This is a genomic window from Campylobacter sp. (genome assembly GCF_019423325.1).
Classification (GTDB): Bacteria; Campylobacterota; Campylobacteria; order Campylobacterales; family Campylobacteraceae; genus Campylobacter_B.
This window is the reverse complement of sequence record NZ_JAHZBQ010000001.1, coordinates 433,118-458,010: the sequence shown is the minus strand read 5'-3', so window position 1 is coordinate 458,010 and position 24,893 is coordinate 433,118. Positions and strand designations below refer to the sequence as shown.

General features: G+C 45.8%; 20 protein-coding genes. 3 read left to right on the top strand and 17 right to left on the bottom strand.

All coding sequences use genetic code 11. The features are described 5' to 3' along the window. Positions 1-354: 354 nt before the first annotated feature. The 3 genes from QZ367_RS02110 to groES all read right to left on the bottom strand — a co-directional run bounded on the left by QZ367_RS02110 (position 355) and on the right by groES (position 3,916). On the bottom strand, positions 355-1,419 hold the full coding sequence (locus tag QZ367_RS02110; protein ID WP_291936695.1) for a hypothetical protein: 1,065 nt from the start codon (positions 1,417-1,419) through the stop codon (positions 355-357). Positions 1,420-2,002: 583 nt separating this feature from the next. Next, positions 2,003-3,640, bottom strand: coding sequence for a chaperonin GroEL (groL, locus tag QZ367_RS02105; protein ID WP_291936693.1), 1,638 nt, complete (start codon positions 3,638-3,640; stop codon positions 2,003-2,005). Between the two features lie 12 nt (positions 3,641-3,652). Then, entirely contained in the window at positions 3,653-3,916 is a 264-nt protein-coding gene (groES, locus tag QZ367_RS02100; protein WP_005871710.1) for a co-chaperone GroES, read from the bottom strand. A gap of 205 nt (positions 3,917-4,121) precedes the next feature. On the opposite strand from groES, the gene QZ367_RS02095 reads away from it, so the two are divergent. Beyond that, entirely contained in the window at positions 4,122-6,368 is a 2,247-nt protein-coding gene (locus tag QZ367_RS02095) for a hypothetical protein (RefSeq protein WP_291936688.1), read from the top strand. A gap of 382 nt (positions 6,369-6,750) precedes the next feature. Here the strand turns inward: QZ367_RS02095 and QZ367_RS02090 are convergent, their stop codons facing one another. From QZ367_RS02090 to alaS, 10 genes are all read right to left on the bottom strand, one after another. Further along, positions 6,751-7,386, bottom strand: a complete 636-nt coding sequence (locus QZ367_RS02090; RefSeq protein WP_291936685.1) for a hypothetical protein — start codon at positions 7,384-7,386, stop codon at positions 6,751-6,753. A gap of 52 nt (positions 7,387-7,438) precedes the next feature. After that, complete coding sequence (locus QZ367_RS02085; RefSeq protein WP_291936681.1) at positions 7,439-8,056, bottom strand: hypothetical protein; 618 nt, start codon at positions 8,054-8,056, stop codon at positions 7,439-7,441. A gap of 186 nt (positions 8,057-8,242) precedes the next feature. Beyond that, entirely contained in the window at positions 8,243-8,686 is a 444-nt protein-coding gene (locus QZ367_RS02080) for a GatB/YqeY domain-containing protein (protein ID WP_291936678.1), read from the bottom strand. 272 nt (positions 8,687-8,958) lie between these two features. Continuing rightward, a complete protein-coding gene (locus QZ367_RS02075) occupies positions 8,959-11,196 on the bottom strand; it encodes a nitric-oxide reductase large subunit (RefSeq protein WP_291936677.1) in 2,238 nt (745 codons plus the stop codon). A gap of 144 nt (positions 11,197-11,340) precedes the next feature. Continuing rightward, positions 11,341-11,991: a hypothetical protein gene (locus tag QZ367_RS02070; protein ID WP_291936674.1), complete on the bottom strand. Its 651-nt coding sequence runs from the start codon at positions 11,989-11,991 to the stop codon at positions 11,341-11,343. Positions 11,992-12,041: 50 nt separating this feature from the next. Then, entirely contained in the window at positions 12,042-12,683 is a 642-nt protein-coding gene (locus QZ367_RS02065) for a hypothetical protein (RefSeq protein WP_291936671.1), read from the bottom strand. A gap of 144 nt (positions 12,684-12,827) precedes the next feature. Then, positions 12,828-14,738: a transglycosylase domain-containing protein gene (locus QZ367_RS02060; protein WP_291936669.1), complete on the bottom strand. Its 1,911-nt coding sequence runs from the start codon at positions 14,736-14,738 to the stop codon at positions 12,828-12,830. After that, positions 14,732-15,277: a septum formation inhibitor Maf gene (gene maf / locus QZ367_RS02055; protein WP_291938119.1), complete on the bottom strand. Its 546-nt coding sequence runs from the start codon at positions 15,275-15,277 to the stop codon at positions 14,732-14,734. Before maf ends, QZ367_RS02060 begins: the two co-directional genes overlap by 7 nt. Further along, positions 15,277-15,786 (bottom strand): hypothetical protein, encoded by a 510-nt coding sequence (locus tag QZ367_RS02050; protein ID WP_177386618.1) that lies wholly within the window; start codon positions 15,784-15,786, stop codon positions 15,277-15,279. The genes maf and QZ367_RS02050 overlap by 1 nt, the downstream gene beginning before the upstream one ends. Beyond that, positions 15,783-18,326 (bottom strand): alanine--tRNA ligase, encoded by a 2,544-nt coding sequence (alaS, locus tag QZ367_RS02045; RefSeq protein WP_291936664.1) that lies wholly within the window; start codon positions 18,324-18,326, stop codon positions 15,783-15,785. The genes QZ367_RS02050 and alaS overlap by 4 nt, the downstream gene beginning before the upstream one ends. 122 nt (positions 18,327-18,448) lie before the next feature. Between alaS and QZ367_RS02040 the strand changes: the two genes are divergently transcribed. Together QZ367_RS02040 and hemH are read left to right on the top strand one after the other, a co-directional pair. Continuing rightward, positions 18,449-19,321: a Gfo/Idh/MocA family oxidoreductase gene (locus tag QZ367_RS02040; RefSeq protein ID WP_291936661.1), complete on the top strand. Its 873-nt coding sequence runs from the start codon at positions 18,449-18,451 to the stop codon at positions 19,319-19,321. Then, positions 19,318-20,415 carry a ferrochelatase gene (gene hemH, locus QZ367_RS02035; RefSeq protein WP_291936658.1) on the top strand — a complete coding sequence of 366 codons (1,098 nt, stop codon included), beginning with the start codon at positions 19,318-19,320 and terminating at the stop codon, positions 20,413-20,415. Before QZ367_RS02040 ends, hemH begins: the two co-directional genes overlap by 4 nt. Before the next feature lie 16 nt (positions 20,416-20,431). Here the strand turns inward: hemH and QZ367_RS02030 are convergent, their stop codons facing one another. The 4 genes from QZ367_RS02030 to QZ367_RS02015 all read right to left on the bottom strand — a co-directional run bounded on the left by QZ367_RS02030 (position 20,432) and on the right by QZ367_RS02015 (position 24,845). Then, positions 20,432-20,995, bottom strand: a complete 564-nt coding sequence (locus tag QZ367_RS02030) for a hypothetical protein (RefSeq protein WP_291936655.1) — start codon at positions 20,993-20,995, stop codon at positions 20,432-20,434. 99 nt (positions 20,996-21,094) lie between these two features. Continuing rightward, positions 21,095-21,223: a hypothetical protein gene (locus tag QZ367_RS02025; RefSeq protein WP_291936652.1), complete on the bottom strand. Its 129-nt coding sequence runs from the start codon at positions 21,221-21,223 to the stop codon at positions 21,095-21,097. 57 nt (positions 21,224-21,280) lie between these two features. Beyond that, positions 21,281-22,516 carry a nucleotide sugar dehydrogenase gene (locus QZ367_RS02020; protein ID WP_291936650.1) on the bottom strand — a complete coding sequence of 412 codons (1,236 nt, stop codon included), beginning with the start codon at positions 22,514-22,516 and terminating at the stop codon, positions 21,281-21,283. A 508-nt stretch (positions 22,517-23,024) separates the two neighbouring features. After that, on the bottom strand, positions 23,025-24,845 hold the full coding sequence (locus tag QZ367_RS02015; protein WP_177386612.1) for a penicillin-binding protein 2: 1,821 nt from the start codon (positions 24,843-24,845) through the stop codon (positions 23,025-23,027). Positions 24,846-24,893: the final 48 nt, after the last annotated feature.

Here is a 24,893-nt window from a genome sequence, read left to right as displayed (position 1 = left end):
AAAATTCCGCGAATTTAGTAGGCGAGGCGGGCGAAGTCCTGCGACGTAAAATTACAAAATTAAGCTTTTGAAATTTCGGCGAAATTTTATCCGCAGTATCGTCGCAGCGCCCGTTCGCGCAAAACGAGTGCAGTCTGGTTTATCCTAGCAGCGCGGCATGCAGCCGTGAAATTCAAAGCCCGTAGATGAAATATGAAAATTTTATTTTTAATTGCAGCATTAGGGCATTTTTCGCACGGCGACAAAGCCGAAAAACGTCAGCCGTTCGTGTTTTTGCAATGCAAGCGCCGTTCTTACAGAGGCAGTAAAATTAACCCGCCTACGCATATAAATTGCGCTGGCGCGCCGCTTAGGCTAGCGCACCAACTCCATATTCACCTTGACCCTGCTCATCTTATCTTGCAGCATATCCATCACCGACTCATTGCGCGACGAAGCATCATCCGTCGGAGCTTCGTGCTGCTGCCACTTACTTTTCGGCGCGGCAGGACCCCACTGCGACGAAAATATCAGCCCTCGCTTTTTCTCGGTCTCAGGCGCAGGCTCATAAGGCTGTGGAGCGGGCTTCGCCCAACGCTCATCATAATGCATCGCAGCACCTTGTCCTAACGCATTACCTCGCTCTAGCGACGACATCTTACCAAGCGCGCTACCGCCAGAGCGCCCTATCGCACGGCTAGAGCGAGCAGATGTGGGAAGATAGGGCGCGCGAGCATTTTGACGAGCCGTATACTTTGTGGCGCTCGAATGAGATGCAGCTGTATGCCCCATAGCGCCAGAACGAGTTGCACTATAGCCGTAGCGAGCTTGCGGCTGTGCAATTCGAGTCGTCGTTAATTTGCGAGCTTGTGCGTCTACGGTTTTGCCGGTCTGATCATCCGCGCCTCCGTGAGTTTGCGCGCTTACGCTTCTCCGCATATCTGCACCTCTGTAAGTTTGCTCCGTATCGCGGGCGCTTGGCGCCTCGTCCTCATAGATACGGGTCTTTGGCAAACGCATCAGTGTCGCGACTAGACTCTTGCTAGCTACATTCTGACTGCTTGATTGATTAGCCGGGCGCTTAGATGCTTTATTTCTCGCAGAATGTGATGCGAAATTTTGCCTAGAATTTTTAATAAAATTTTTCGCACTTTTTCGCGTGGAATTTTTAGCAGAATTCCCAGATGCACGCGTATTTTTTGTGAGCTTGGAATTTGAAAGGCTTTTAGCATTTGCAGATTTTTTAGCATGCGGCTCGGCAGAGGATCTTGCCGAGGTATTTTTACTCAGATGATCTTTGGCTCGCAAATTTTGAGATGAAATTTTATATTTATGGTTTTGCTGCGCGGCGGTAGATTTGTGGCTTTGCTGCGCGGCAAAAACGCTAGAAAAGCTCGTCAAAATGAACGCAATTAAAAAAATACGAGCTAAATTTTTCATCGTTTTCCTTTCCATGGATTTTAGGCGAAATTTAGCAAAGCTTAGATTAAGCCGCGTTAAATTTAATGAGTGAGGCTATGAAATTTCAGCTCTAATTCCAAGTCGTATCGCCAAATAAAAACCTGGATAAAGGCTAAGCTTTAAAAATTCCGCAGCTAGAATTCTATCTGGCAATAAAATTTTATCACACTAAAAATATGACGTCACGGCAAAAATTTTATCTTGTAAGCGCTTAAGAAGGAGAGCTGAAAAATTTTAAAGTTTTAGAATTCTGCGCTTAGATTTTGAGCGGCAAGTCAGAATTTAAGGTAAAAAGTAAGCTCAGATAAAATTTTAATTTTAAAGGATAATGCAGCAAAACCACAAATTTGCGGTGAGATACCATGCGGTGACTAAAAATTACACCACTTAATCGCTAATTCATAATAAATCGCCGCGCTTCAGACGTATTTAAAAACGCGGCACATATCATTTTAGCGGAGTATAGCTAAAGCATCGCCGCACATAAGGCATTGCAGAGCGCTGCAAAATCTCACAGCGCCGTTGCAATGGCATAGGAGCGCCGAATGGCGCTCCTATGGGGCTACATCATTCCGCCCATGCCACCCATTCCGCCCATATCAGGCATTGGAGGCATTGCAGGTTTCTCCTCTTTGATCTCGCTTACGGTCGCTTCGGTCGTTAGAAGTAGGCTTGCGACAGAGACCGCGTTTTGAAGCGCAATACGCTCGACTTTGACCGGATCGATGATACCTGCCTCAAACATATTGACGTACTCGCCGTTTGCGGCGTTGAAGCCGAATTTTTTGTCCGAGCCTTGCTCAACCTTATTTGCTACGACACCCGCGTCAAATCCTGCATTCTCGGCGATCTGGCGAAGCGGAGCGAAAAGCGCGCGCTTAACGATGTCCGCACCGATAAGCTCGTCACCGCTTAGGGCTAGCTTTACGCTAAGTCCCGCTCTGATTAGCGCAGCGCCGCCGCCGATTACGATACCCTCGTCTACGGCTGCTTTGGTTGCGTTTAGAGCGTCGTCCACGCGGTCTTTTTTCTCTTTCATCTCGGTTTCGGTCGCAGCGCCCACCTTGATAACCGCAACGCCGCCGCTAAGCTTAGCCATGCGCTCTTGAAGCTTCTCTTTATCGTAATCGCTCGTAGTCTCGGCGATTTGAGCTTTGATCTGCAAAACGCGCGCGTCGATATCTTTTTTCTTGCCCGCGCCGCCTACGATAGTGGTGTTATCTTTGTCGATCACGATACGCTCAGCCTGTCCAAGATCGGCCATGGAAGCGCTTTCTAGCGTTCTGCCAAGCTCCTCGCTGATGACGGTGCCGCCTGTTAAAATCGCGATATCTTCAAGCATCGCCTTTCTACGATCGCCAAATCCAGGGGCTTTGACCGCGGAGATGTTTAGCACGCCGCGAAGTTTATTTACGACTAAAGTCGCAAGCGCCTCGCCCTCGATATCCTCGGCGATTATTAGAAGAGGTTTGCCGCTTTTTTGAACCTGCTCCAAAACTGGTAATAGGTCTTTTAAATTTGTAATTTTTTTGTCAAATAGAAGCACTAGCGGCGAGCTTAGCTCGACTAGCATTTTCTCGGCATTTGTAATGAAATATGGGCTTAGATAGCCGCGGTCAAACTGCATTCCCTCGACGACGGTTAGCTCATCGTTGATCGATTTTGCCTCTTCTACGGTGATGACGCCGTCTTTACCGACCTTCTCCATCGCATCTGCGATCAGATCGCCGACGGAGCTATCGTTGTTTGCAGAGATAGTAGCAACCTGAGCGATCTCTTTTTTGCCGCTTACTTTTTTAGATGATTTTTTTAGCTCCTCGATGATCGCAGCGCTAAATTTATCCATACCGCGCTTAACTTCGATCGGATTTGCGCCCGCAGTTACGTTACGTAGGCCTTCTTTAAAGATCGCGTGAGCTAGCACGGTTGCTGTAGTAGTGCCGTCGCCCGCTTGATCGTTGGTCTTGCTCGCTACTTCGCGCACCAAAGAAGCACCCATATTCTCTAGCGTATCTTTTAGCTCGATCTCTTTAGCTACGGTTACGCCGTCTTTTGTGATCGCCGGAGCGCCGAAGCTTTTTTGGATTAAGACATTGCGACCGCGAGGTCCCATCGTAACTTTTACCGCGTCGTTTAGTTTCCTAACGCCCGCGTAGAGTTTGTTTCTTGCGTCGTCTGAAAAAATAATCTCTTTTGCCATTTTCAATCCTTTTTATTTAATTATGCCCAAAACATCTTCTAAATTTAAGATAAGGTATTTCTTATCGTCTAAGCTGATCTCGCTGCCTGCGTATTTTGCAAACGCTACGGTATCGCCATTTTTGACGCCTTCACATTCGCTGCCGACGGCTACGATTTTGCCGGTCGAAGGCTTCTCTTTTGAAGCATTGTCGGGGATGATGATGCCCGAAGCGGTCTTTTTGGTTTCCTCCTCGCGCTCAATTAGAACGCGCTTGCCAAGTGGTTGAAATTTCATTTCAGTCCTTTCTTTGATTTGTGATTTCTAAAATTGGCACTCAATGTGTTTGAGTGCTAAAATTATATGCAAAATTTAAAATCTTGTCAATAGTTTATGAAAAATTTTTATAAAACTTTAGTGATTTAAACTCAAGTATTGAGATTTCAAACGTTAAATTTTAAGGGCTATAATACCCTCAAATTTTAAATTTTAAGGGGACGAAATGAAAATTTTCGGCATAATCGCAGGAATTTTAATCCTGCTTATCGTAGGCGCGGGCTGCCTATTTTTCAGCGATTTTGGCAACAATCTTACCAGGCCTTACATAGAAAATTTGATCAAAGAAAAAAGCGGCCTTGACGTGAAGCTTGAGAAATTCGATCTAAATTTCGGCGATCTGGACATCAGCGCAAATGTAAATGACGCTGCGAGAGTAAACGTAAAGGGCAAATACTCGCTTTTTGCGCGCTCTTTCGATCTTAACTACGACGCAAACGCGCACGATCTAGCCAAGCTCGGTATAAAAACGAGCGAAGAGCTAAGCCTCAAAGGGCAAATTTTAGGCGATCTTGACAAATTCGGTATCAACGGCAGCGGGCGGATTTTTGATAGCAACGTAAAATTTTTGGCAAATTTAAAAGACCTCAAACCGCTTGATCTGCAAATCGACGCTAAGGGCTTAAACGTCGAAAAAGCCCTTGCCGTAGCCTCTTTGCCGATCTACGCCAAAGGAAATATCGACATTCTCTCAGACATCAAGGCTAGCAGTGGCAGCGCAGAGGGCAACGCAAGCATCAAGAGTTCAAATTTGATCCTCAACGAATCTGCATTTAAAGATATGAATATCTCTATCCCAAAGGGCGTGCAGATCACGCTAAACTCGGACATAACCGCGCAAAATGACATCCTGCGAGCAGCAAGCAAGATCGATTCGACGCTAGGCAAGATCAGCGCCGAAAAGTCGGAATTTGATCTGAAAAACAAAACTTTAAACTCAGATTTTAATCTGAATTTGCCCGATCTAGCGAAGCTCGAAAGCCTGCTCGGGCGTAAAATTTCGGGCGACGTTAAAGCAAGCGGAAATTTAAAGACCGATTTTTCTACGCTTGAGCTTTCAAACTCGCAAATTTCAGCGTTTAAAGACGCGCTTAAAGCGGACGCAGAGGCCAAATTTGACCTGAAAAATAAAAACGGCGAGCTGTCCGCGAAGCTAAATACAAACGATCTGGCCGCGCTGCAAAACATCCTGGGAGTGAAGCTACAAGGCAAGGCAAACGGCGAGCTTAGCGCGGCTCTAGCGCAGAACGAACTTAAAAATCTAAGCTTAAATCTAAACGCTATGGGCGGCAACCTGAATGCGAGCGGAAATTTGAGCGATCTAAAGCTTAAGGCGAGCAATCTAAATCTGGCCGTGCTTTCGGCTCTGTTTTACGGTAGTGCCATCGGAGAGGGCACGATAAACGGCGATGCGAAGTTAAGCTTAAAGGACGGTATCAACGGCACGGCGCAAATTTCGCTCGCTAACGGCGTGATTTTTAAGAAATTTTTAGACGGCGCGACGGACAAGAACTTCCCGAGCGATCTGAAAGCGGACGCGCAGGCGCAGACAAATATCAAAAACTCGGTCGCGACCTTTAGCGTAAGCGCAAACTCCGATCTGGCGCAGCTTCAGAGCCTAAACGGCACCTACGAGCTCAAAAATAAAGCGCTTAAGGCAAACTACGCGCTGCTGATCCCGAGCCTGCAGCGACTAGAATTTTTCTTAAATCGCAGACTAAACGGCAAAATTGCTGCGACGGGCGAGCTTTCGCATGACGGCAAGAGCCTGTTTGCGACCATAAATTCCAAGGTCGCGGGCGGTGAGCTGAACGGACAGATCGCGGGCGATGAAGTGAACTTTAAAATCCAAAATTTTATCGTCAAAGAGCTTACGACGCTTCTAAATATCGACCACGTCTACGACGGCACGGGCAATGCAAATCTTACGTATAATACAAACTCGCACAGCGGAAAATTTGACTCGATCATCAATAACGGCCGCCTTCCTAGCGGCGGATTGATCGATAAAATCGGCAAAATTTTAGGTCGTGATCTAGGCGGCGAGGTCTATAACGACGCCAAAGTAAACGGCACGATCAAGCAAAATTTAATCAATTTCAACGCCGATATGAGCGCGCAAAAAAGCAAGCTAAACGTCACGGGCGGCACTCTGGATAGTAAAACGGGCGCGATTTCGGTGCCGGTTAAGGCAAACATCGAAAAAACCGATCTTGAAATAAACATCACCGGCACGATCAAAGAGCCGAAATACAATATTCAATCGGACTATCTAAAGGGCAAGCTCGACAAGCAGATCGGCAAGGGCATCGACAAGCTTTTCGGCGTCAAAAAGGACGATAATAGCAGTAAAAACGACGCGAAAAAGGAGCAATCAGACGCGATTAAAGGGCTGATAAATGGGCTATTTTAGCCCATTCGCTCCCATTTGGCGTTTGGAATTTATGGATACTGCTAAACGAGCGCGAGATTTGAAATTTTGAAATTTTGAAATCTCGCGCAGTTTAAATTTTAAAATTTTATGCAGTTTAAAATTTAGAATTTTGCGCTTGCCGGAGTAGCTAGAGTCGCAAAATTTCAAAACTCGGCGCAAGCTATTTATCAAAATTTTAAATCTCGTTTCGGTCTGTTTTTGATGACGATTTAAATTTATCGCCGTAAACTTATCCTGCTCGCGTTGCTATCTGCAATGAAATGTACGTCGCAACCTAGCGTCTTTTAAAGTGTTTCGTATCGATACTGCGCGCCGTGTTTTCAGGCTATCCGATGCTACTTAAAATTTCGCGGCGCAATGTTTATTGCAGCAGACGCCATGTTAGATAAAATTTGCCCGCCACTATCACAAGAAAAATGAGCGTTAAAGCTCCAAATACCGTAGCCGTAAATTTATCATCCATCGCGGCGTATTTGTCATATCTGAATTTCATCAGATACTCGCGCTGCGGTGGGTCGACGCTCGCATTATAATCCAAAAATAAAACCTGATACGCCGTGCCGCGACCCTGAAACGGAAACGGACGGCTTTGATACCAAGCTTTAACTCGCTTGCCTTCCAGCCATTCGTATGCGATTAGCGAGATAGAAGGCTTGATATTTACACCTTGCCACTCGTCCGCTCCTGAGCGCTTAAAATTAGCTTCAACAATTGCCGCATTGAGCAAAATTTTATTTTTATAAAAAGAGGTTAAGTTATCCGTATCGTCATTTAAAAAGACTTTGATAAATTTGCGCTCATCCGTAAAAATCTGCATATATTCGCGCCCATCATCGCTTCTGACATCCATGATTATTCCATTTGCGATTTTCAGATCGTCTAAGCTTTTCGGATTCAAGCTAAAAAGAAATCCGTACCACATCGCCGCCAAATAAAATGCGATCATAAATAGATCGAACTTGCGATCTAAGTTATACCAAATTTCGCCGAGCTTCATCGATCATTACATTGTAAGTTTCGCTGCAAGATACGGAATTTTACGGCTTTTATTATCGCGGGCTATATTCCTGCATCATCACCACGGGCAGAAACAGTACCGTTCCCACGATTATTATCGGCACAGCTACGATGGTGCTTATCGTATACAATAGGGCGTTGCCCTCGCAGCGTTCGGGCCTAACCTCGATGTTTGCCGGAATCGGAGAGCGCAGCCTATCGCTTGGCTTCATTATTTCGCTAAGATTTTTGATCTGTACGACGCGCGCATCGAAGTAGAAAATCGCTTCTATCTCGCCTTTTTTCTCATCGATTTCGATGCGGTTCGCTAGAGCTTTGATTTTGGCGACGTCTGCTCCTGCGGCAGAGTTTAAAAAAGCACTGAAGCTACCGCGCGCCTCGCCGTTTTTAGCATCGGTTACTTCGATCTGTACAAACTCGCGCTTAAGCCCTTTGGCGTATCCGCCATCGTAAAATTCCGAGATATTCTTAAGCGACGAGCCGTTCGTTAGGACATAGCTGAGTTTCTCACCTACGATGTATTCCTTGCCATCGTTTATGAAAAATGCCGTAATCTTTTCGGGCGTTTCATTTGCCCCAGGCACTACGTTTTGTTTGCACTGGCATCCCACAAGCAGGACAGCTAGTAAAACCGCGATAAATTTTTTCATGATGATCCTTTAAAATTTTAAATTAGCGTATAAATTCCGCAGCCAAAGCTCTATCTTAAAAAATTTCAGCAGCGAAATTTTGGCGTGTAATTCCGCGTCGTAAAATTCCGGCATAGAATTCCACTCCGTAAAGCTGCAACGACTATAAAAAGCAGCTCCAGCTTTTAAAATCCAAAGCCTCGAAGGCTACTTCAGTGCCGCTTTGACCGCCTCGCTCAGCCGCTTGCCGTCCACACTTGAACCAAGCGCTTCCTTGGCAGCTCTCATCACGCGCCCCATATCCTTTGCGCCGCTAGCGCCAAGCTGCGTGATTAGCGAGCTAACCTCGGCGGCAAGCTCGGCATCGCTTAGCTGCGCGGGCAGATAGGATGCGATAATCTCGATCTCGCCCTGCTCTTTTTGCACCAGATCGTCGCGACCGCCCGCGCGGTACTGCTCTACAGAGTCATTTCGGCGCTTGATCTCGCTTTGAAGGATGCTAAAGACGCGCTCATCGCTAAGGCTGATGCGCTCGTCCACCTCGACCTGCTTAAGCGCGGCGTTAAGCATCCTAAGGCTGTCTCTGCGGAAGTGATCGCCGCTTTTCATCGCCGTTTTAATGTCTTCTAAAATTTGCTCTCGCACACCCATTTTTCACTCCTTTAGATTGAAATTTCGGCGGTAATTGTAGCAAATTTAAAATTTGGCTCGGGTAAATTTAAGAGGATGAAATTTTAAAATTTTAAAGATTTAGCGCAATTTGCGGCTAAACTTAAAGCTCGCGCGGATATCGTCCGCGGTAAAGACTCGCGCGCAGCTCCCATTTGCAGAAAAAAGCTCGCGCGAAGTGCGCTAAATTTAAAAAGCCCCGCGAGAAATGAAATTCCTGCGAGGCAAACAAACGATAAGAACTCGCGAAAGCTCTATTTAGCGCGTGAGAATATCATTCGCACGATTTGAAGCAAGAAGCACACGCTTCCAACCAAAAAGATCGTATCGCCGATGATGCGCGCCCAGCGGAGCCCGTAGAGGCTGTCTTTTTGCAAAAATTCCGCGCTTCTTGCGTACCACATACCCACGTCGATCGCCGCGAATGCCTGCAAAATTCCGACAGGCAATAGCGAAATCAGTACCATTAGAAGCAGACCCGCGTTAAGCGCCCAAAAGCCAATCTTCATAAGCGTATCGTCAAAGTTTTTTTGCCTGTAGATATACAGCGCCACGAGCCACACGAAGCCGAGCGCCAAAAAGCCGTATACGCCAAATAGCGCCGTATGAGCGTGCACCGCGGTGGTGTTTAAGCCCTGGATGTAAAATAGCGCAAGCGGCGGGTTGATCAAAAAGCCGAAAACGCCCGCGCCCAGCATATTCCAAAACGCCACGGCGATGAAGCAGTAAAGCGGCCATTTTAAACGCTTAGCCCAATCCTGCGCGAATTGAAGCTTGTAGTAATGAAACGCTTCCGAACCCAAAAGCACCAAAGGCACGACCTCAAGCGCCGAGAAGCTCGCACCCACAGCCATTATCGGCGTAGTAGTGCCCGCAAAATAGAGGTGGTGGAAGGTACCAGGAATTCCGCCGATTAGGAAAATCGACGCGCTAGCAATCGAGGTGTAGGTGGCAAATTTCTTGCTTACTAAGCCCAAGGACGCGAACACGAACGCCAAAGACGCCGTCGCGAAAACCTCGAAAAATCCTTCGACCCAAAGGTGCACGACCCACCAGCGCCAGTACTCCATCACAGGGATCGGCGAGCGCTGTCCGTAAAATAGTCCCGCGCCGTAAAAAAGCCCCACGGCGATGACCGAAGCGGTAAAAATCGCCAATAAATTCTTATCGCCCTCGGCTCTAAAGCCCGCGATAAAGCCGCGTAGCACGAGTACCATCCAGATCAGCAGGCCCACAAACAGTATCAGCTGCCAAATTCTACCGAGGTCTAAATACTCATATCCTTGATGTCCGATCCAGAAACTGCTGCTTGGATCCATCTTACCCGCAATCGCCATGTATTCGCCCGCGAAGCTGCCGACGACCAAGAAAAGAAGCGCGTAGAAAAGCACGTCCACACCGAGCTTTTGAAATTTAGGATCCTTGCCGCCGTTGATGATCGGAGCTAGAAACAATCCCGCCGCCAAAAAGCCCGTAGCGATCCAGAAAATGGACGCCTGCACGTGCCAGGTGCGAGCTAGCGAGTAAGGGATATATTGCGAAATATCAAGCCCGAAAAAGGACTGACCCTCGATCGTATAGTGCGCAACAAAGCCGCCGATGAAGGCTTGAAATGCAAACAACGCAATCGCTACGAAAAGGTACTTGCCGAGCGCCTTTTGCGACGGCGTAAGCGCTAAAGCGGCGATCGGATCGGCGTTTAGCTTCGCAGGAGCCTCGAAATCCTCGTCCTTTTTGCCGTAGAAATTTCCAAACCATACTAAAAGACCGATGCCGGTAAGCAAAATAACGAGGCTTGCGATCGTCCAAACGACGTTTTCCGTGGTAGGGACATTGTCTATCAGCGGCTCGTGCGGCCAGTTATTGGTATAGGTCGCCTCTCCGCTCGGACGATCCGTAGAAACCGCCCACGCAGTCCAAAAGATGAAATCCACGAGCTCGGCGCGATGCTGCTCGTTTGCAAGCGTGTTTTCCTTCATCGCGTAATCCTCGCGAAGCTTTTTAAAGCGCGGATCGTTTCCGAAAACGCCCATGTATTCGTCTTTTACGACCGCCATAGCCTTCAAGCGATCATCGCTTAGCTTGACGGTGCCGTCTTTTACGGTGTTGGTGCGATACTCGGCCTTGGTAAGCGCCTTGATCTGCGCCTTTTGCTCGTCATTTAAGGCGTCAAATTTCACGCCGAAACGCTCCTGCGCCTTGATATCCATAAACGCGACCAGCTCCTTATGCAGCCAATCCGCGCTCCAATCAGGCGCCTGATACGCTCCGTGACCCCATATAGAGCCCACCTGCATACCGCCGATACTCTGCCAGGCCTCCTGCCCGCGGTAAATGCGCTCGGTACTGATTAGCTCAGCTCCGCTAGCATCGGTAAATTTTACCACCGGCGGAGACTGCCTATACACCTCGCCGCCGTAAAAACCCAAGAAACTAAAGCCCACGATGAGTACTGCTACAAGCGTCATCCAGAGCTTCTTAAATTCTGCCATTTTCACTCCTTTAACTGAAATTAGGAGAGAATTTTACCTATTTAAATTTCGATAAGCATTGAGGCTCGTCAATAAAAAGATAAAATTTATCTGCTTAAGCTGGAATTTATTAAAGTATACTGAAATAAAGGGTTTTAGAAAATTTTATATAAAATTTATATCTATAAATCTATCCCTGATTTCAATATTATCAAGATTTAGATTTAGTTTGTCTTTTAAATACTTTTTCAAATTTACTCGTTCATACTCACTTAACATAGTTAGCGGAATGGCAAAATAATTACTATGAGTGCTATCTAATAAAATTAGAACATTTAAATTTATGCTATCTATTCTTCTTAAAATTTTAAGTACACCAAAGCAAAGAAGATTTATCGGATGCAAAGCGTACGATAAAATTAGCAAGAGAAATTTTTTAAACTTAGTTATATTGGCATTGTATTTGCACGCGTCTTCAATCACGAGTCCAGAAAATTTATAAATAGCGATTTTATCAAAATTAGAAGTCTTTACACTTTTATGTATCGAATATACATCGTTATAATTTTTGCATAAAGAATTATATTCTATTCTATCGGAATAGAAATTTAAAAATTTATGTTTATTAATAAATAAAATTCCCACTAAAAAAGTAACAGCTCCTAGGAATTGATATGCCCAAGCACTTCCTCTGCAGAAAAATAGAAATATAACTAAAAATACAGCTAATATTAAATAACATTCTGTGCTGATTTTAGTCCAATAATCTTTGATCATAAAAAGCGGCATTTCAGATTTATAACTTTGAAATTTCATACGATAATACTCCAAATTTTTAATTCAATACACCGTTCTTTTCATTGACTTTACTCTGCATCTTTCACTCCTTTTAAATAGAAATATATTTTGTAAACAAATTCGAATGTAGACATTAATATTACGGAACCCGAAAGAGAAAAACCGGATTGAAAGAAAATGATATATCCAAAAATTGAAAATCTACTTTGAAATTCCGGCATAAAATGGCTTGTTCTTATGCTTATACCGCTGCTTGCAAAATATCCGGTATAATAAACCTCAAACATAAAAATACCAAAACCAAACATAAACGGAAGCAACAAAAACGGGCAATCGTTTTCACACTTCTTTTTTGAAAGCAATATAAAATCATCATCATATCTGCAAAAGTAAATATAATAAACCAATGAATATAAGCTAGAAACCGCAAAAATAATAATCCCGTATATCCACATAATACTAACGTAAAATTCCGAAAGTTGGGTGTATGGGCTAATACTACCGATAATTTCGATATTTGGAAAATAGCTTTTCATAAAATTTACGAAATTCAAGCACGCAGGAGAAATATCTAAAATATTTTTAGGAATTATAAAGGCGCTAAGAGAATATAAAAAATATATAAAACATAATTTCGTAAAAAATTTACCGAATTTTATACGAGTATTTTCTATTCTTATCTTTTTGCTTTTAAATTCTAAATCCTGCAATCTTAACCCCTAAATAAAATGATTACGCATTTTAGCGCCTACAACCTTATACAAACTATAAATTAGCATATTTATATTGTGCTTAATAAACGCAATCTATGTAAGGGCTTCCGAAAGTGGATCAAATTTGGATTTGCTCTAAATTTAAAATGATCCGTCGCTGCTACTTTCGCGAGGTTTAGGAAGCGGCGAAATTTTAGTGTAATACTCGTCTTTGCCGTTGTATTGGCGGCTAAAAATGCCGTCCGGGACGGTGAAGTTGCGCTTGGTTTGCGGATATTCTTTTAAATAGGCATCTAAAAATTTTGCAAACACCGGTGCTGCAGTGCGACCGCCGCCCTCGACCTTTCGCATAGGTTTATAATCGTCGTTGCCATACCAGATGATGATCTGTAGATCGGGCGTAAAGCCGCAAAACCATGCATCTATGCTGTCGTTTGAGGTGCCGGTTTTGCCCGCGACGTCGATTCCTTGCACGCGCGCGCGAGTGCCGGTGCCGCGCTGCACGATATTTTTTAATAGCGTAGTCATCAGATATGCCTGCTCCGGGCGCAGCACGCGGCGGCGCTCAGGCTCTATAAAGCGAGTTTTGCCGTCCTTATCGGTAATCGAAACGATAAATTTTGATTTTGCAGTAATCCCAAGCCCCGGAAACATCGAATACATCGTGGAGTATTCAAGCGGCGAAATTCCGTAGCTGCCGATAGCCACCGACAGGGCGGGCGGGACGTTTTTAAAGCCGAACTCGCCCAGCTTTTTTACCGCGCGATCAACGCCGATAGATTGCATCAGATTGATCGAGGCAAGGTTGCGCGAGCGAGTTAAAGCTTCTTTGATCGTGATGTAGCCGCTGTAAGTCTTGTCGTAATTTTTCGGCTTCCACGTTTTATCGCTGCCATCGTCGAATTCTCTAGCTATATCGGGAACTTCGGTCATCGTCGAGTAGCCCATATCAAGGGCGATTTGATAGACAAAAGGCTTAAAGCTGGAGCCAGTTTGGCGCTGGGATTGGCTGGCGCGATTGAAATTTGATTTCGCGTAATCCACGCCACCTACTAAGGCTAAAATTTCGCCATTTTGCGGATGCGTGACGACCATAGCGCCGTTTACGTTGCTTGCATTAGCGTCTTTGTTGCGCTTTAAAATTTCATTGTAGCCGAAAACTAATGCCTCTTGCGCCATCGCCTGCGCCTTTAGATCAAGGCTCGTATCTATGCGGTATCCGCCCGTGCGGACATCCGGTAGAATTTTTTCCGCTTCTTTTATGATCTCATCTACGGCATACGGTGCTACGTTTTGCGTGAGCGTTTCGTTGTAGATCGTAGGCTGTTCGTTCATCGCAAGCTCATATTCGGTCTTATTTATCCAGCCGAGCTCATGCATCCTATAAATCACGTTATTGGCGCGCGAAAGCGACAAATCAAGGTGCTTAGTAGGATCAAAGCTGCTAGGAGCTTTCGGCAAGCCCACTAAAATCGCGATCTCTTTAAGGCTTAAATCTTGCAAATCCTTTTTGAAATATCCCAAAGCCGCCGTGCGAATGCCGTAATATCCGTGCCCGAAATACACTTCGTTAAAGTAACGCTCTAGAATTTGTTCCTTGCTTAGGGCATTTTCTATCTTAAGCGATAGGATCGCTTCTTTGATCTTGCGATCAAGCTTCTTTTCGCTCGAAAGAACTAAATTTCGCGTGATCTGCTGCGTAATCGTGGAAGCTCCTTCGACAAATTTCATCGCTTTGACATCCTTAATAATCGCCCTAAAAATCGCCTCGACATTCACGCCGCCGTGTTCGAAAAACGCCGTATCCTCGATAGCTACGAGCGCTTCGATCACGCGGCCTGGAATCTCGTCGAATTTTACGTAAATTCTATTTTGTTCATTAAAAACATTGGCTATCAAATTGCCGTTGCGGTCATAAATTTTAGTCGTAAGCTCGGGATGATAATCGATGATTGAGTCCGATTCCAAGCGGATTTGCGAGTAAAAATACAAAAAAATCCCGCCTGCGGCAAACGCACAAACCGTAATAAAACTAAATAAAACTCTTACCATACAAACCTCTTTAAAATTTCCAGATCAAGCCCCATCGCCGTGAATTTTGACCCACGCGAGCTTTTGATATATTTTTCGTTAAAGCCTTCGATACTCATCGCACCCGCCTTGCCGCGCCAATCGCCGCTAACGATATAACCTTTTAAATCCGCTTCATTAAATTCTGCGAATTCAAAGCTTGCGACGCTAAGTGCCGAAAGCTCTAACGCCTTACTACAAAAAATCATCGCAGTATAAACGGCGCAGCTAGCACCGCTTTGAGCTCGTAGCATTTTTAATGCGTCCGCTTCATCCCGCGCCTTGCCTAAAATTTCGCCGCTGGCAAGTACGGAGCTATCGGCAAACAGCACTTTATCATAATTTTTATAAATTTTAAAAAACTGCGTTTTCTTGGCCAAGACAACGCGGTAAGCATAGGTGTGTGCATCGTCCTTACTAATGCCGCTTTCATCGAAATTAAAAGGAATTTGCGTAAATTCTACGCCGTTATCCTTTAGAATTTGTGCTCTAGTAGGCGAACTGGAAGCTAAATAAATCATCAAAACTCGCCCACCGTCACGCCTAGATAAACGCAAATCAGCGTGACTACGATATTTAGCGGGATGAAATATTTAACGACGATGATTAAATGCTCATTCGCCTCAAGCTCATCTCCTGCATCCAAAGCTCGCTTCAAAGATGAAATTTTATAATGCATGTAGATAAAATTTAGTAGTATAAAGCCGGCGCCAGCCCACAACGTGGCAATCGCACCTTTTACCATAGGATCTGAAAATTTAAAACTTCCGCCGTCCGCAAGAAAAAATCCACTTACGCAAACGATCACCAAAAATAGTGCAAAGAACTGCTCATAGCGTTTCATATATCGTAAAATTTCTGCAAATTTTACATCCTTCGCATCCGCTTGACTTTTACTGCTTAAATTCATAAAAATCCGCGCGATCAAAAATACGCAGATCTGCGCGCAGACCAAAAAAATCACGCTTAAAATGTGAATCAGCGGCAAAATTTGCGAGGCTTTGATGAAGCCGGTATCGATTTCGTTCAAATTTTACCTTTTGCGTAAGAGATCGCCTCTTTGATCGCTTCTTCGATTTTTAGCACGTCCCTGCCGCCTGCGGTCGCAAAATCATCGCGTCCGCCGCCGCCACCGCCTAAAATTTGCGCCGCGAGCTTAACCCACTCGCCAGCTTTGATCGGCGCGTTTTTAACGCCTGCCGCGATTGAAATTTTGCCGTCGGTGCCTACTTGCATCAGCATTATCGCCGCCTTTTCGTGGCTATTTTTAAACTCATCTATCATAGTTTTTATATCACCGCTTTCGACCGAGGCTACGCAAAGTTTGGTATCACCGACATTTAGAAAAGCCAGTGCATGAGAACTGCTTGCATGCTTGATCTGATCTTTTAGCGATCTGATCTCATCTTTTAATTTCTCAATCGCACGGAGAGGCTCAATCCCTTTTAACTCCGCAGAAATTTCAGCAAGCTTAGCGCGATTTTGAAGCGCTAAATTTAAAGCCGCGCGCGAACAAACTGCCTCGATACGCCTAACGCCCGCACTTACACTGCTTTCTTTGACGATAAAAAACGACCCTATTTCGCTTAAATTACGCACGTGAATTCCGCCGCAAAGCTCCTTACTAATCTCTCCGAAGCTCACGACGCGCACTTTTGAGCCATATTTTTCGCCAAAAAGCGCAATCGCGCCGCTGTTTTTAGCGTCATCTATATCCATAATCTCAGTTTTTGCCGTACAGCCCTTGCAAACGGCGTTATTTACAAATTCCTCGATTTTAGCTAGCTCCTCGCCGCTAAGTGCCTTAGGATGCGAGAAGTCAAATCTTAAGCGGTCCGCTTCGACCAAGCTTCCTGCTTGAGCGATATGAGCCCCTAGCACCGCACGAAGCGCCGCGTGCAAAAGATGTGTCGCGCTGTGATGACGTGCAATCTGCTCACGCTCCTCAGAAACCTTAAGCCCGACGATATCGCCGATTTTCAGGTTACGATTAAGGCGCAAGTGGGATAAATTTAGCCCATAAAATTTCTGCGTATCAAACACATCGGCTATGGACTCCACTTCGCCGCTATCGCCCGTCTGACCGCCGCTTTGTGCATAAAACGGAGTGATATCAAACATCGCCCAGCCGATATCGCCAGCTTTGAGCTCATCCACTTCCGCAAAATCCTCGTTAAGCAGCGCTAAAACCTTGCTTGTGCGACTAAGCTCTTCGTAACCGCTAAATTTATTCTCACCAAATTTCTCTAGCAGTGCCTTAAAATCGCCACGGACGTTTTTATCGCCGCTACCCTTCCATGCGGCTTTAGCTATCTGCCTTTGCTCGCTCATAAGCGCGTCAAATTTAGCCTCATCCACACGCAAATTTTTCTCGCGCAGCATATCGGCGGTCAGATCGAGCGGAAAGCCGTAGGTATCATATAGCTTAAACGCGACCTCGCCGCTAAAAATTTCTTTAGTGCGCGCAAGCTCTTCGTTAAAAAGCTCGATGCCGTTTGCCAAAGTGGCAAAAAACCGCTCCTCTTCGAGCTTGATCTGCTCCTTTACGGCTTGCTTTTTCTCGTTCAGATAGGCATAGTGCCCGCCCATCAGCTCGCATACTTTATCCACGAGGCGATACATAAAGGGCTCTTTGATGCCGAGCAGATAGCCGTGGCGAACGGCACGACGCAGAATTCTACGCAAAACATACCCCCTGCCCTCGCGGTTAAAATTTGTTCCCTGCGCTAGCAAAAACGTAACCGAGCGGATATGATCGGCGATGACGCGATAGCTCGCGCCGCTTTCATAAACGTAAGGTTTGCCGCAAAGCTTTGCAACCTCATCAATTAGCGGCATAAAAAGCGAGCTGTCGTAGTTGCTAAACTTGCCTTCTTTAATCGCCGTGACGCGCTCAAGCCCCATGCCCGTGTCGATGCTAGGTTTTGGTAGCGGAGTTAGCTTGCCGTCGCTGCTGCGCTCGTACTGCATGAAAACTAGGTTCCAAATTTCAAGAAATCTGTCGCCGTCGCCGCCCATGTAGTCCTCAGGCGTGTTAAAGTGCTCGCCGCCTTGGTCGTAAAAGATCTCCGAGCACGGTCCGCAAGGACCGGTATCGCCCATCGCCCAAAAGTTATCGTGGTCGCCGAAGCGATATATGCGCTCCTGCGCTATGTGGCGCGCCCAGAACCCAAACGCTTCGTCGTCCTTTTCGTGCACGGTGACGTAGAGTTTTTCTTTGGGAAGCTTTAAAATTTCAGTGATAAACTCCCACGCATAGGCGATCGCTTGCTCTTTAAAATACTCGCCGAAGCTGAAATTTCCAAGCATCTCAAAAAACGTATGGTGGCGCGCGGTGTAGCCGACGTTGTCTAGGTCGTTGTGCTTGCCGCCGGCGCGGATGCAGGTCTGACAGCTCGTGCGGATAGGCGGCGTCGGACGCGGAACGGCTCCTGTAAATATGCTTTTAAACGGCACCATGCCCGCATTCGTAAAAAGCAAGCTATCATCATCGGGCACCAACGGCGCGCTGGGGATGATCTGATGGCCCTTGCTTGCAAAGAAATTTAAATATTCGCTTCTAATATCCATGATTTGTCCTATTTCAAGTTAAATTTTAAAGGCGCATTTTAGCTAAATTAGATTTTAAAAACTATAAAATTTTAACCATTCTTAGTTATAATGGCGCGAAAGATTAAATTTAGGGCATAACGATGAAAAAAAAGATAGCGATCATAGGTATGGACGAGCTTGGTCAAAAGCACTTCAGCGAGCTAAGAAGGAGCGATTATTTCGAACTTGTAGCGCTTTATCATAAGGGCAGCAGTGAAAATTTCGGCCCGCGCTATCCGATCTTTGATAATCTAACCGATCTTTTTAACGTCGCTAAGCCCGACGCCGTAGTCATCACGGCTCCCCCACCATCGCATAAAGAGCTGATTTTAAAATGCCTGCCGTTTACCAAAAATATCTTTGTAGAATCCCCGCTCGCACAAAGCCTAGCCGAAGCTAGAGAGATAAACTACGCGGTCACTACTAACGGTACACGCCTAGCCGTAGGCTACTCCGACCGCTACAATCCAGTAATCGTATCCTTGCTACGCGAGCTTGCCAAGGGGGATAAAATTTTTTCGATGAGCTTCGTAAGCGGTTTTGCAAACGATGATAGAGCAGATATCGTCGCCAATGCCCTTTTTAGAGATATTGATCTTGTGCGGCTGCTTTCTCACAGCGAGATCGCCTGCATAGAACTTAGCAAAAATATCTCTAAAGAGCGCACTCTAGCCGCATGCGCGACACTTCACACAAAAAGCGGCTGCTATTGCACGCTAATGCAGTCCAATCTCTATCCGATCAGGCGCCACGGTATCGAGATTTGCACCGACAGCGGCGTGTATTTTGGCGATCTAATCTCAATAACTCTTTTTAAAATTACGCCTGACGGGCGCGTAAATCTGCGCGTCGATCGCGACGACTTTTCGCTACGCCGCGAACACGAAGCGTTTTGCGCGATGTGCGACAGCAGTACTAATGCAGGTCTTGCAAGCGTAGAGGATGCGATAAAAATCAGAGAAATCATCTCATGAAAAAAGCCCTAATTTTGCTCAACATGGGCGGCCCGAACAATCTGAGCGAGGTTGAAGTTTTTTTAAAAAATATGTTTAACGACCCCTTTATTTTGGGCGTTAAGAGTGATTTTTGGCGTAGCGTTTTAGCCGCGCTCATCGTAAGAAGCAGAACTTCATCGGCGCGTAGCAACTACGAAAAACTGGGCGGACGCTCGCCTATATGCTCCATCACCGAAGCGCTTTGCGAGCGGGTAAATTTACTCGCGCGAGCAAAATTAGGCGCGGGGTCAAAATTTGAAAATGCGGCGGATGCGGGCGCCGCGAATGAGTCGCCGCAAGAGATTTCATTGCAGAGCAAGCCGCCGCAAGACGCCCCGACGCAGGGCAAGGCGCTACAAAATGAAGCGCCGCAGGATGAAAAACCGATAGACGAGCTGGTTTGCGATTATGTGATGAATTACACGCCGCCCTTTGCGGAGGACGTGCTTAAAAAATACGCGGATTTTGACGAGATAATTTTGATGCCTTTGTATCCGCACTTCTCAAAAACGACGGTGCAATCGAGTCTGTGTTCTGCCGAAGCCGCACTTAAGCGGCTTGGTATAAAAAATTATAAGATAGTTGATATTTTCTACGATAGCGCCGCTTACAACGAAATTTTACTAAATTTAATTGCAAGCTGTGTTGCGAAATTTAGCGCGGATGAAATTTCGCAAATTTCGCTCATATTTTCCGCGCATTCGCTACCGGTAAAAATGATCACCGCGGGCGATCCATACGAAGCGCAAGTAAAGGCGCACGTAAAAATTTTAAAAGATCTGCTGGCTGCGCGCGGGATTAAATTTAAAGAGATTATTTTGGCGTATCAATCGCGCCTGGGCCCCGTGAAGTGGCTGGAACCTAATGTCGCGGACGTTTTGCGGGATCTGCAGAGCAAAAAAGCGCTCATATTTCCGATCGCGTTTTGCGTGGATAACTCCGAGACCGATTTTGAACTGGATATTTTTTATAGGGCCCAGGCGCGCGAGCTGGGTTATGAATACTACGAAGTGTGCAAATGCCCGAACTCCCGCGAAGATTTTGCGAAATTTATACTCGCGCAAGCGCTGTAAATTTAGAGATTAAAATTTAATCTTTTAGTTTGGATTTTTTATATTCTATATGAAGCTTGAAAGTAAATATAAAAGCTATTAAAACTAAAATTATACCAGCTATAACGCTAGTTTTTCTTCCTTTGTAGAGATAGCTCATGTTTGTCGTATCTTTAAATAAAACCAAACCATCATCGCAGCGGCTCAGCTTATTCAATACAAAATCAGACATATTTATGATTATACATCGATTAAATACATATTCTTTAAAAAATATATCACAAATATATGTTCCTTCTGAAATTTTTACATCTACAAAGCGTCTAGTGATGATTTTATTATTATTTTGGATTGACACTACACAATTGGCTTTCGTACGATAATGTCCTTTGTGCCTTTTAAGTTCTTTTATAGTACCGGAAAATACGAATGGATCTCTTATGCTTTGAGTACTTGGTACGATAGAGTAGGAGTACAAGAGAAGTATCGGTGCGATAAATGAAACGCAAACAACGATTAGCGTTATAAAAGTGTGTTTCCGATCGAAGCCGAATTTAATCAAATCATACCAATAATCTACGTAGTAAAGCGGGTTTTTCATTGTATTCCTTTAGTAGCTTTTGGCAAATCAGAATATTCTTGTAGCGATTTAAAACCACCTGTAATAAGTACACCTTTTATCAACACTTCCTCTACTCATCTATATCTCCTTTATTAAAATTAAGGCATTGGAATTTTGAGCATCAGAATTTTCCTGCAAGCCTTGCTCTAAATTCTGACGCCGCCCATCTAAAAGCCTCTTTAACTTTTCAAGCCTTGCTTCGTTCATCCTTATCCTCGCTAAGCCGCCGATTTAGAAGTCTAAATTTAACCCCCAAGCTAAATTTCAGAGCTTTCCTTGCGCGCCTTTATAGACGTTTTTTACGTCGTAAACCAGCGAGCCCGCGTAATCAAGCTCAAAAAACTGCTTATGCGCTACGGCGATTACGACGCAGTCAAATTTGCACAAGTCGGGCTTTTGCAGCAGATCGATATCGTAGTATCTCTTGGCGTCGGCGGCGCTCGCCCAAGGATCATAGACGCCTACCTCGCAGCCGAAATTTTTAAGCTCGCTTATCATATCCACGACGCGCGTATTGCGGGTATCGGGGCAGTTTTCTTTAAACGTCAGCCCCAAGATCAAGACCTTTGCGCCCTTTACCTTTTCGTCGTATTTTATCATCATCTTAACGACCTCCGTAGCGACGTAGCTTCCCATATTATCGTTGATACGGCGGCTTGAGAGGATGATTTCAGGGTGATAGCCCACCTCGGTTGCCTTCTGCGCCAAATAATACGGATCGATGCCGATACAGTGTCCGCCCACGAGCCCCGGACGGAAGCTTAAGAAATTCCACTTCGTAGCCGCCGCGTCGATGACGTCGTTGGTGTTGATACCGAGCTTGCCGAATAGGATCGCAAGCTCGTTGATAAAGCCGATGTTGATGTCGCGCTGGGTGTTTTCGATCACCTTCGCGGCCTCGGCGACCTTGATGCTGCTAGCGCGAAAGGTGCCGTTTTGCAGGATGCTAAGATAGACGCTATCTACGACATCCAGAGCCTCCGGCGTGCTTGCCGAGACGATCTTTTTGATCTTCGTGACGGTGTGAATTTTATCGCCCGGATTGATCCGCTCGGGCGAATATCCGCAGAAAAAATCGCGGTTAAATTTTAGCCCGCTCGTGCGCTGCAACACCGGTACGCAGTCCTCCTCCGTAGCGCCCGGATAGACGGTGCTTTCATACACGACGATGTCGCCCTTTTTAAGCACGGCTCCGACGCTTTCGCTGGCCTTGATTAGCGGCGTGAGATCTGGGCGATTTAGCCTATCTACGGGAGTGGGCACGCACACGATGTAAAAATTGCTCTGCCTCATATCATCTAGCTTTGCGCTAAATTTAAGCCCGTTTTGAATCGCCGCAGCAAGCTCCTCGTCGCTAAGCTCCAGCGTGCGATCGTGCCCGCCGCGCAGCTCGTCTATGCGCTCTTGCGAGACGTCAAAGCCCACGACCTCGTGTTTCGCGGCAAACGCCGCCGCCAAAGGAAGCCCAACGTAGCCAAGCCCGATTATCGCTATTTTCATTTTTCCCTCATTTGCTTTCATATTTTCCTCTTTTCTTTGCGTTAAATTTCATCGTTAAATTACGCAGCCAAACTCGCTAAATTTCGCAGTTGCGCAAACATACGGCGCGAATTTATAGCGCTGCGTCTTAAAAATTTAACGCCACAGGCTCGCTCGCCGTTTTACTTGCGCGACGGCAAATTTAAAATTTTGTCTTGATACGGAATTTTACGCCGCACCGAATTTCACATCACGATAAAATTCAGTTGCTTTAGTGCAGCGAGCGGCGCCATGCAAAATTTCAAGCCGTGATAAAATTTTACTACCGCGCCAAAATCCCGCGTCGCGATAAAATTCCATCGCCGTGCCGTTAAAATTTTGCGCCGCTAAATTTTACGCCGCCAAAATTCCGCGCCGTAAAATTTAAACGCCTTAAAATTTAAACGCCTTAAAATTTCAAAAGTCGCGCTAAATTCCGTGAAATTTCGTCGCCGCAAAATTTTAAAAAACCTTGCGAAATTTAGCAAATTTAATCTTTAATTTCAACTGCCTCATCCTTGATCTCGACCTTTTGCGTGGCGTTTGCGTCGGCTGCGGGCTTTAGATAGCCCTCCTCTATCAAAATTCCTACCGCCCGCTTAAAGATCGGCAGCGCGTTTTGAGCAGCGTAATAGCTGCCCCTTTTAGGCTCGCGCACCAAAACGCCAATCGTGTAGCTGGTGTCCGCGTCGTTGGCAAAGCCGAAAAACGAGCTGTTATAGGCGCTCGAATAGCCGCCCCCCTTAGCGATACGCGCAGTGCCCGTCTTGCCGCCGATTTGCAGCCCCGCTACCCGCCCTTTGCGCCCCGTGCCGCTCTCAACCGTTTTGATTAAAATTCCTTTTATTACGTCAGCGGTAGGTTTAGAGATTACCTGGCGGGTTTCGCTTTCGTTGACGATGTAAGTTTTGCCGTTATTTTCTAGATTTTCGACTAGACGCGGGCTGATCATCACGCCGCCGTTGTTAAAGACGGTGTAAGCGTTTAGCATCTGAAGGAAGGTCATCTGCGCGCCGTAGCCATAGCTGATCGTAGCTTTGTAAATTTTATTATTCAGGCTTTTGATGCTTGGGATATTTCCACTTTGCTCATACGGTAGATCAATGCCTGTTTTTTGCGACATACCAAAGTTCATAAGCCCGTCATAAATAGCCTGCCCCTCCAGCCGCTCTGAAATTTTAATCATTCCAATATTTGAGCTGTGGATGATGATCTCCTCGCCGCTCATCTGCTTTGCAGGATGCGTGTCGCGGATCGTGCGAGTACCAAGCTTATAGCTGCCGTTATAGGTATTGATGATCTCGCCCGGTTTGACGGCTTTGGCATCATAGGCGATTGCGAAAATTATCGGCTTCATAATCGAGCCCACTTCGTAGGCGTATTCGCTCGCGGTAAAATTTAAATTCTTAAGATCGTTTTTCGTGATGTTTGAGGGGTCATAGCGGGCATTGGTCGCAAGGGATAAAATTTTGCCCGTTTTGGAGTTCATAATGCCCACCACGATTTCTCGCGCATCGTAATTATCAGCGCCCTCATCGCTTAGGCGCTCTATTTTTCTTTGCAGCGTTAGTGGCACGCTTAGACGGACGTTGTAGCCGTCGATCCTGCCCGTTTTTTTGCTGCTACGCTCTAGAATGATATTGCCGCCGATATCGCGCGGGCCCACGATAAACTCATCTCTAACCGGCGCTAGATAATACTCATAGTACTTCTCGATCCCCTTAATTCCGCTAACTTTGGTGATGCCATCAACCTCTTTTTTATTGATATAGCCGATTAACGGAGTGAGCGAATCGCCGACATTGTAGCTGCGCTTCTCGCCGCTTTCGCTCACGCTCATGCGGATAGGCGGATTTAACCTGCCGTTTGAGCCTATGAAGCTGACAAAGACCTTTTTTAAATTTAACTTATACGCAAGTTCTTTTAGATGCACGGCGGTTTTGGCGTCGATCTTATACGACAGCACGGTCGTACCGCCAGAGCCCTCGATCGCGCTTTTGACGCGCTTTTCGCTATCACCCGTGTAGATGCAGTATAGCCGCACGAAAAGATCAAGCTTGTTTTTATCGATGCTACGTGCATCGACGCTAACTTTATAGAGTTTGACGGAATTTGCCGCGACATAATTATCTTTTGCGATTATCGCGCCACGGATCGCGCTGTTGGTTTCATTGACATCCAGGCGCGGTAGCTTGCGCTCAGTGCTGCCCCAAAAATATAAAATCGCCAAAAATACAAAAAGCGCCGCCGGCACGAATATAAACATCACAATAATCATACCGACCGAGGAGCTTTTATCTCTTTGCCACATCTTATTTCTTTAAAATTCTAAATTCTGCGCGTTTTTCGTGCTACCGCA

Bases quoted from the DNA above. Each gene is read 5' to 3' on its own strand.
- QZ367_RS02110 (WP_291936695.1), bottom strand. From the start codon at position 1,419: ATGAAAAATTTAGCTCGTATTTTTTTAATTGCGTTCATTTTGACGAGC.
- alaS (WP_291936664.1), bottom strand. From the start codon at position 18,326: ATGGATATTAGAAGCGAATATTTAAATTTCTTTGCAAGCAAGGGCCAT.
- QZ367_RS02030 (WP_291936655.1), bottom strand. From the start codon at position 20,995: ATGAAAAACCCGCTTTACTACGTAGATTATTGGTATGATTTGATTAAA.
- QZ367_RS02060 (WP_291936669.1), bottom strand. From the start codon at position 14,738: ATGGTAAGAGTTTTATTTAGTTTTATTACGGTTTGTGCGTTTGCCGCA.
- QZ367_RS02080 (WP_291936678.1), bottom strand. From the start codon at position 8,686: ATGGGTGTGCGAGAGCAAATTTTAGAAGACATTAAAACGGCGATGAAA.
- QZ367_RS02015 (WP_177386612.1), bottom strand. From the start codon at position 24,845: ATGTGGCAAAGAGATAAAAGCTCCTCGGTCGGTATGATTATTGTGATG.
- QZ367_RS02095 (WP_291936688.1), top strand. From the start codon at position 4,122: ATGAAAATTTTCGGCATAATCGCAGGAATTTTAATCCTGCTTATCGTA.
- hemH (WP_291936658.1), top strand. From the start codon at position 19,318: ATGAAAAAAGCCCTAATTTTGCTCAACATGGGCGGCCCGAACAATCTG.
- groES (WP_005871710.1), bottom strand. From the start codon at position 3,916: ATGAAATTTCAACCACTTGGCAAGCGCGTTCTAATTGAGCGCGAGGAG.
- QZ367_RS02020 (WP_291936650.1), bottom strand. From the start codon at position 22,516: ATGAAAATAGCGATAATCGGGCTTGGCTACGTTGGGCTTCCTTTGGCG.
- QZ367_RS02075 (WP_291936677.1), bottom strand. From the start codon at position 11,196: ATGGCAGAATTTAAGAAGCTCTGGATGACGCTTGTAGCAGTACTCATC.
- QZ367_RS02025 (WP_291936652.1), bottom strand. From the start codon at position 21,223: ATGAACGAAGCAAGGCTTGAAAAGTTAAAGAGGCTTTTAGATGGGCGG.
- groL (WP_291936693.1), bottom strand. From the start codon at position 3,640: ATGGCAAAAGAGATTATTTTTTCAGACGACGCAAGAAACAAACTCTAC.
- QZ367_RS02085 (WP_291936681.1), bottom strand. From the start codon at position 8,056: ATGAAAAAATTTATCGCGGTTTTACTAGCTGTCCTGCTTGTGGGATGC.
- QZ367_RS02040 (WP_291936661.1), top strand. From the start codon at position 18,449: ATGAAAAAAAAGATAGCGATCATAGGTATGGACGAGCTTGGTCAAAAG.
- QZ367_RS02090 (WP_291936685.1), bottom strand. From the start codon at position 7,386: ATGAAGCTCGGCGAAATTTGGTATAACTTAGATCGCAAGTTCGATCTA.
- QZ367_RS02070 (WP_291936674.1), bottom strand. From the start codon at position 11,991: ATGAAATTTCAAAGTTATAAATCTGAAATGCCGCTTTTTATGATCAAA.
- maf (WP_291938119.1), bottom strand. From the start codon at position 15,277: ATGATTTATTTAGCTTCCAGTTCGCCTACTAGAGCACAAATTCTAAAG.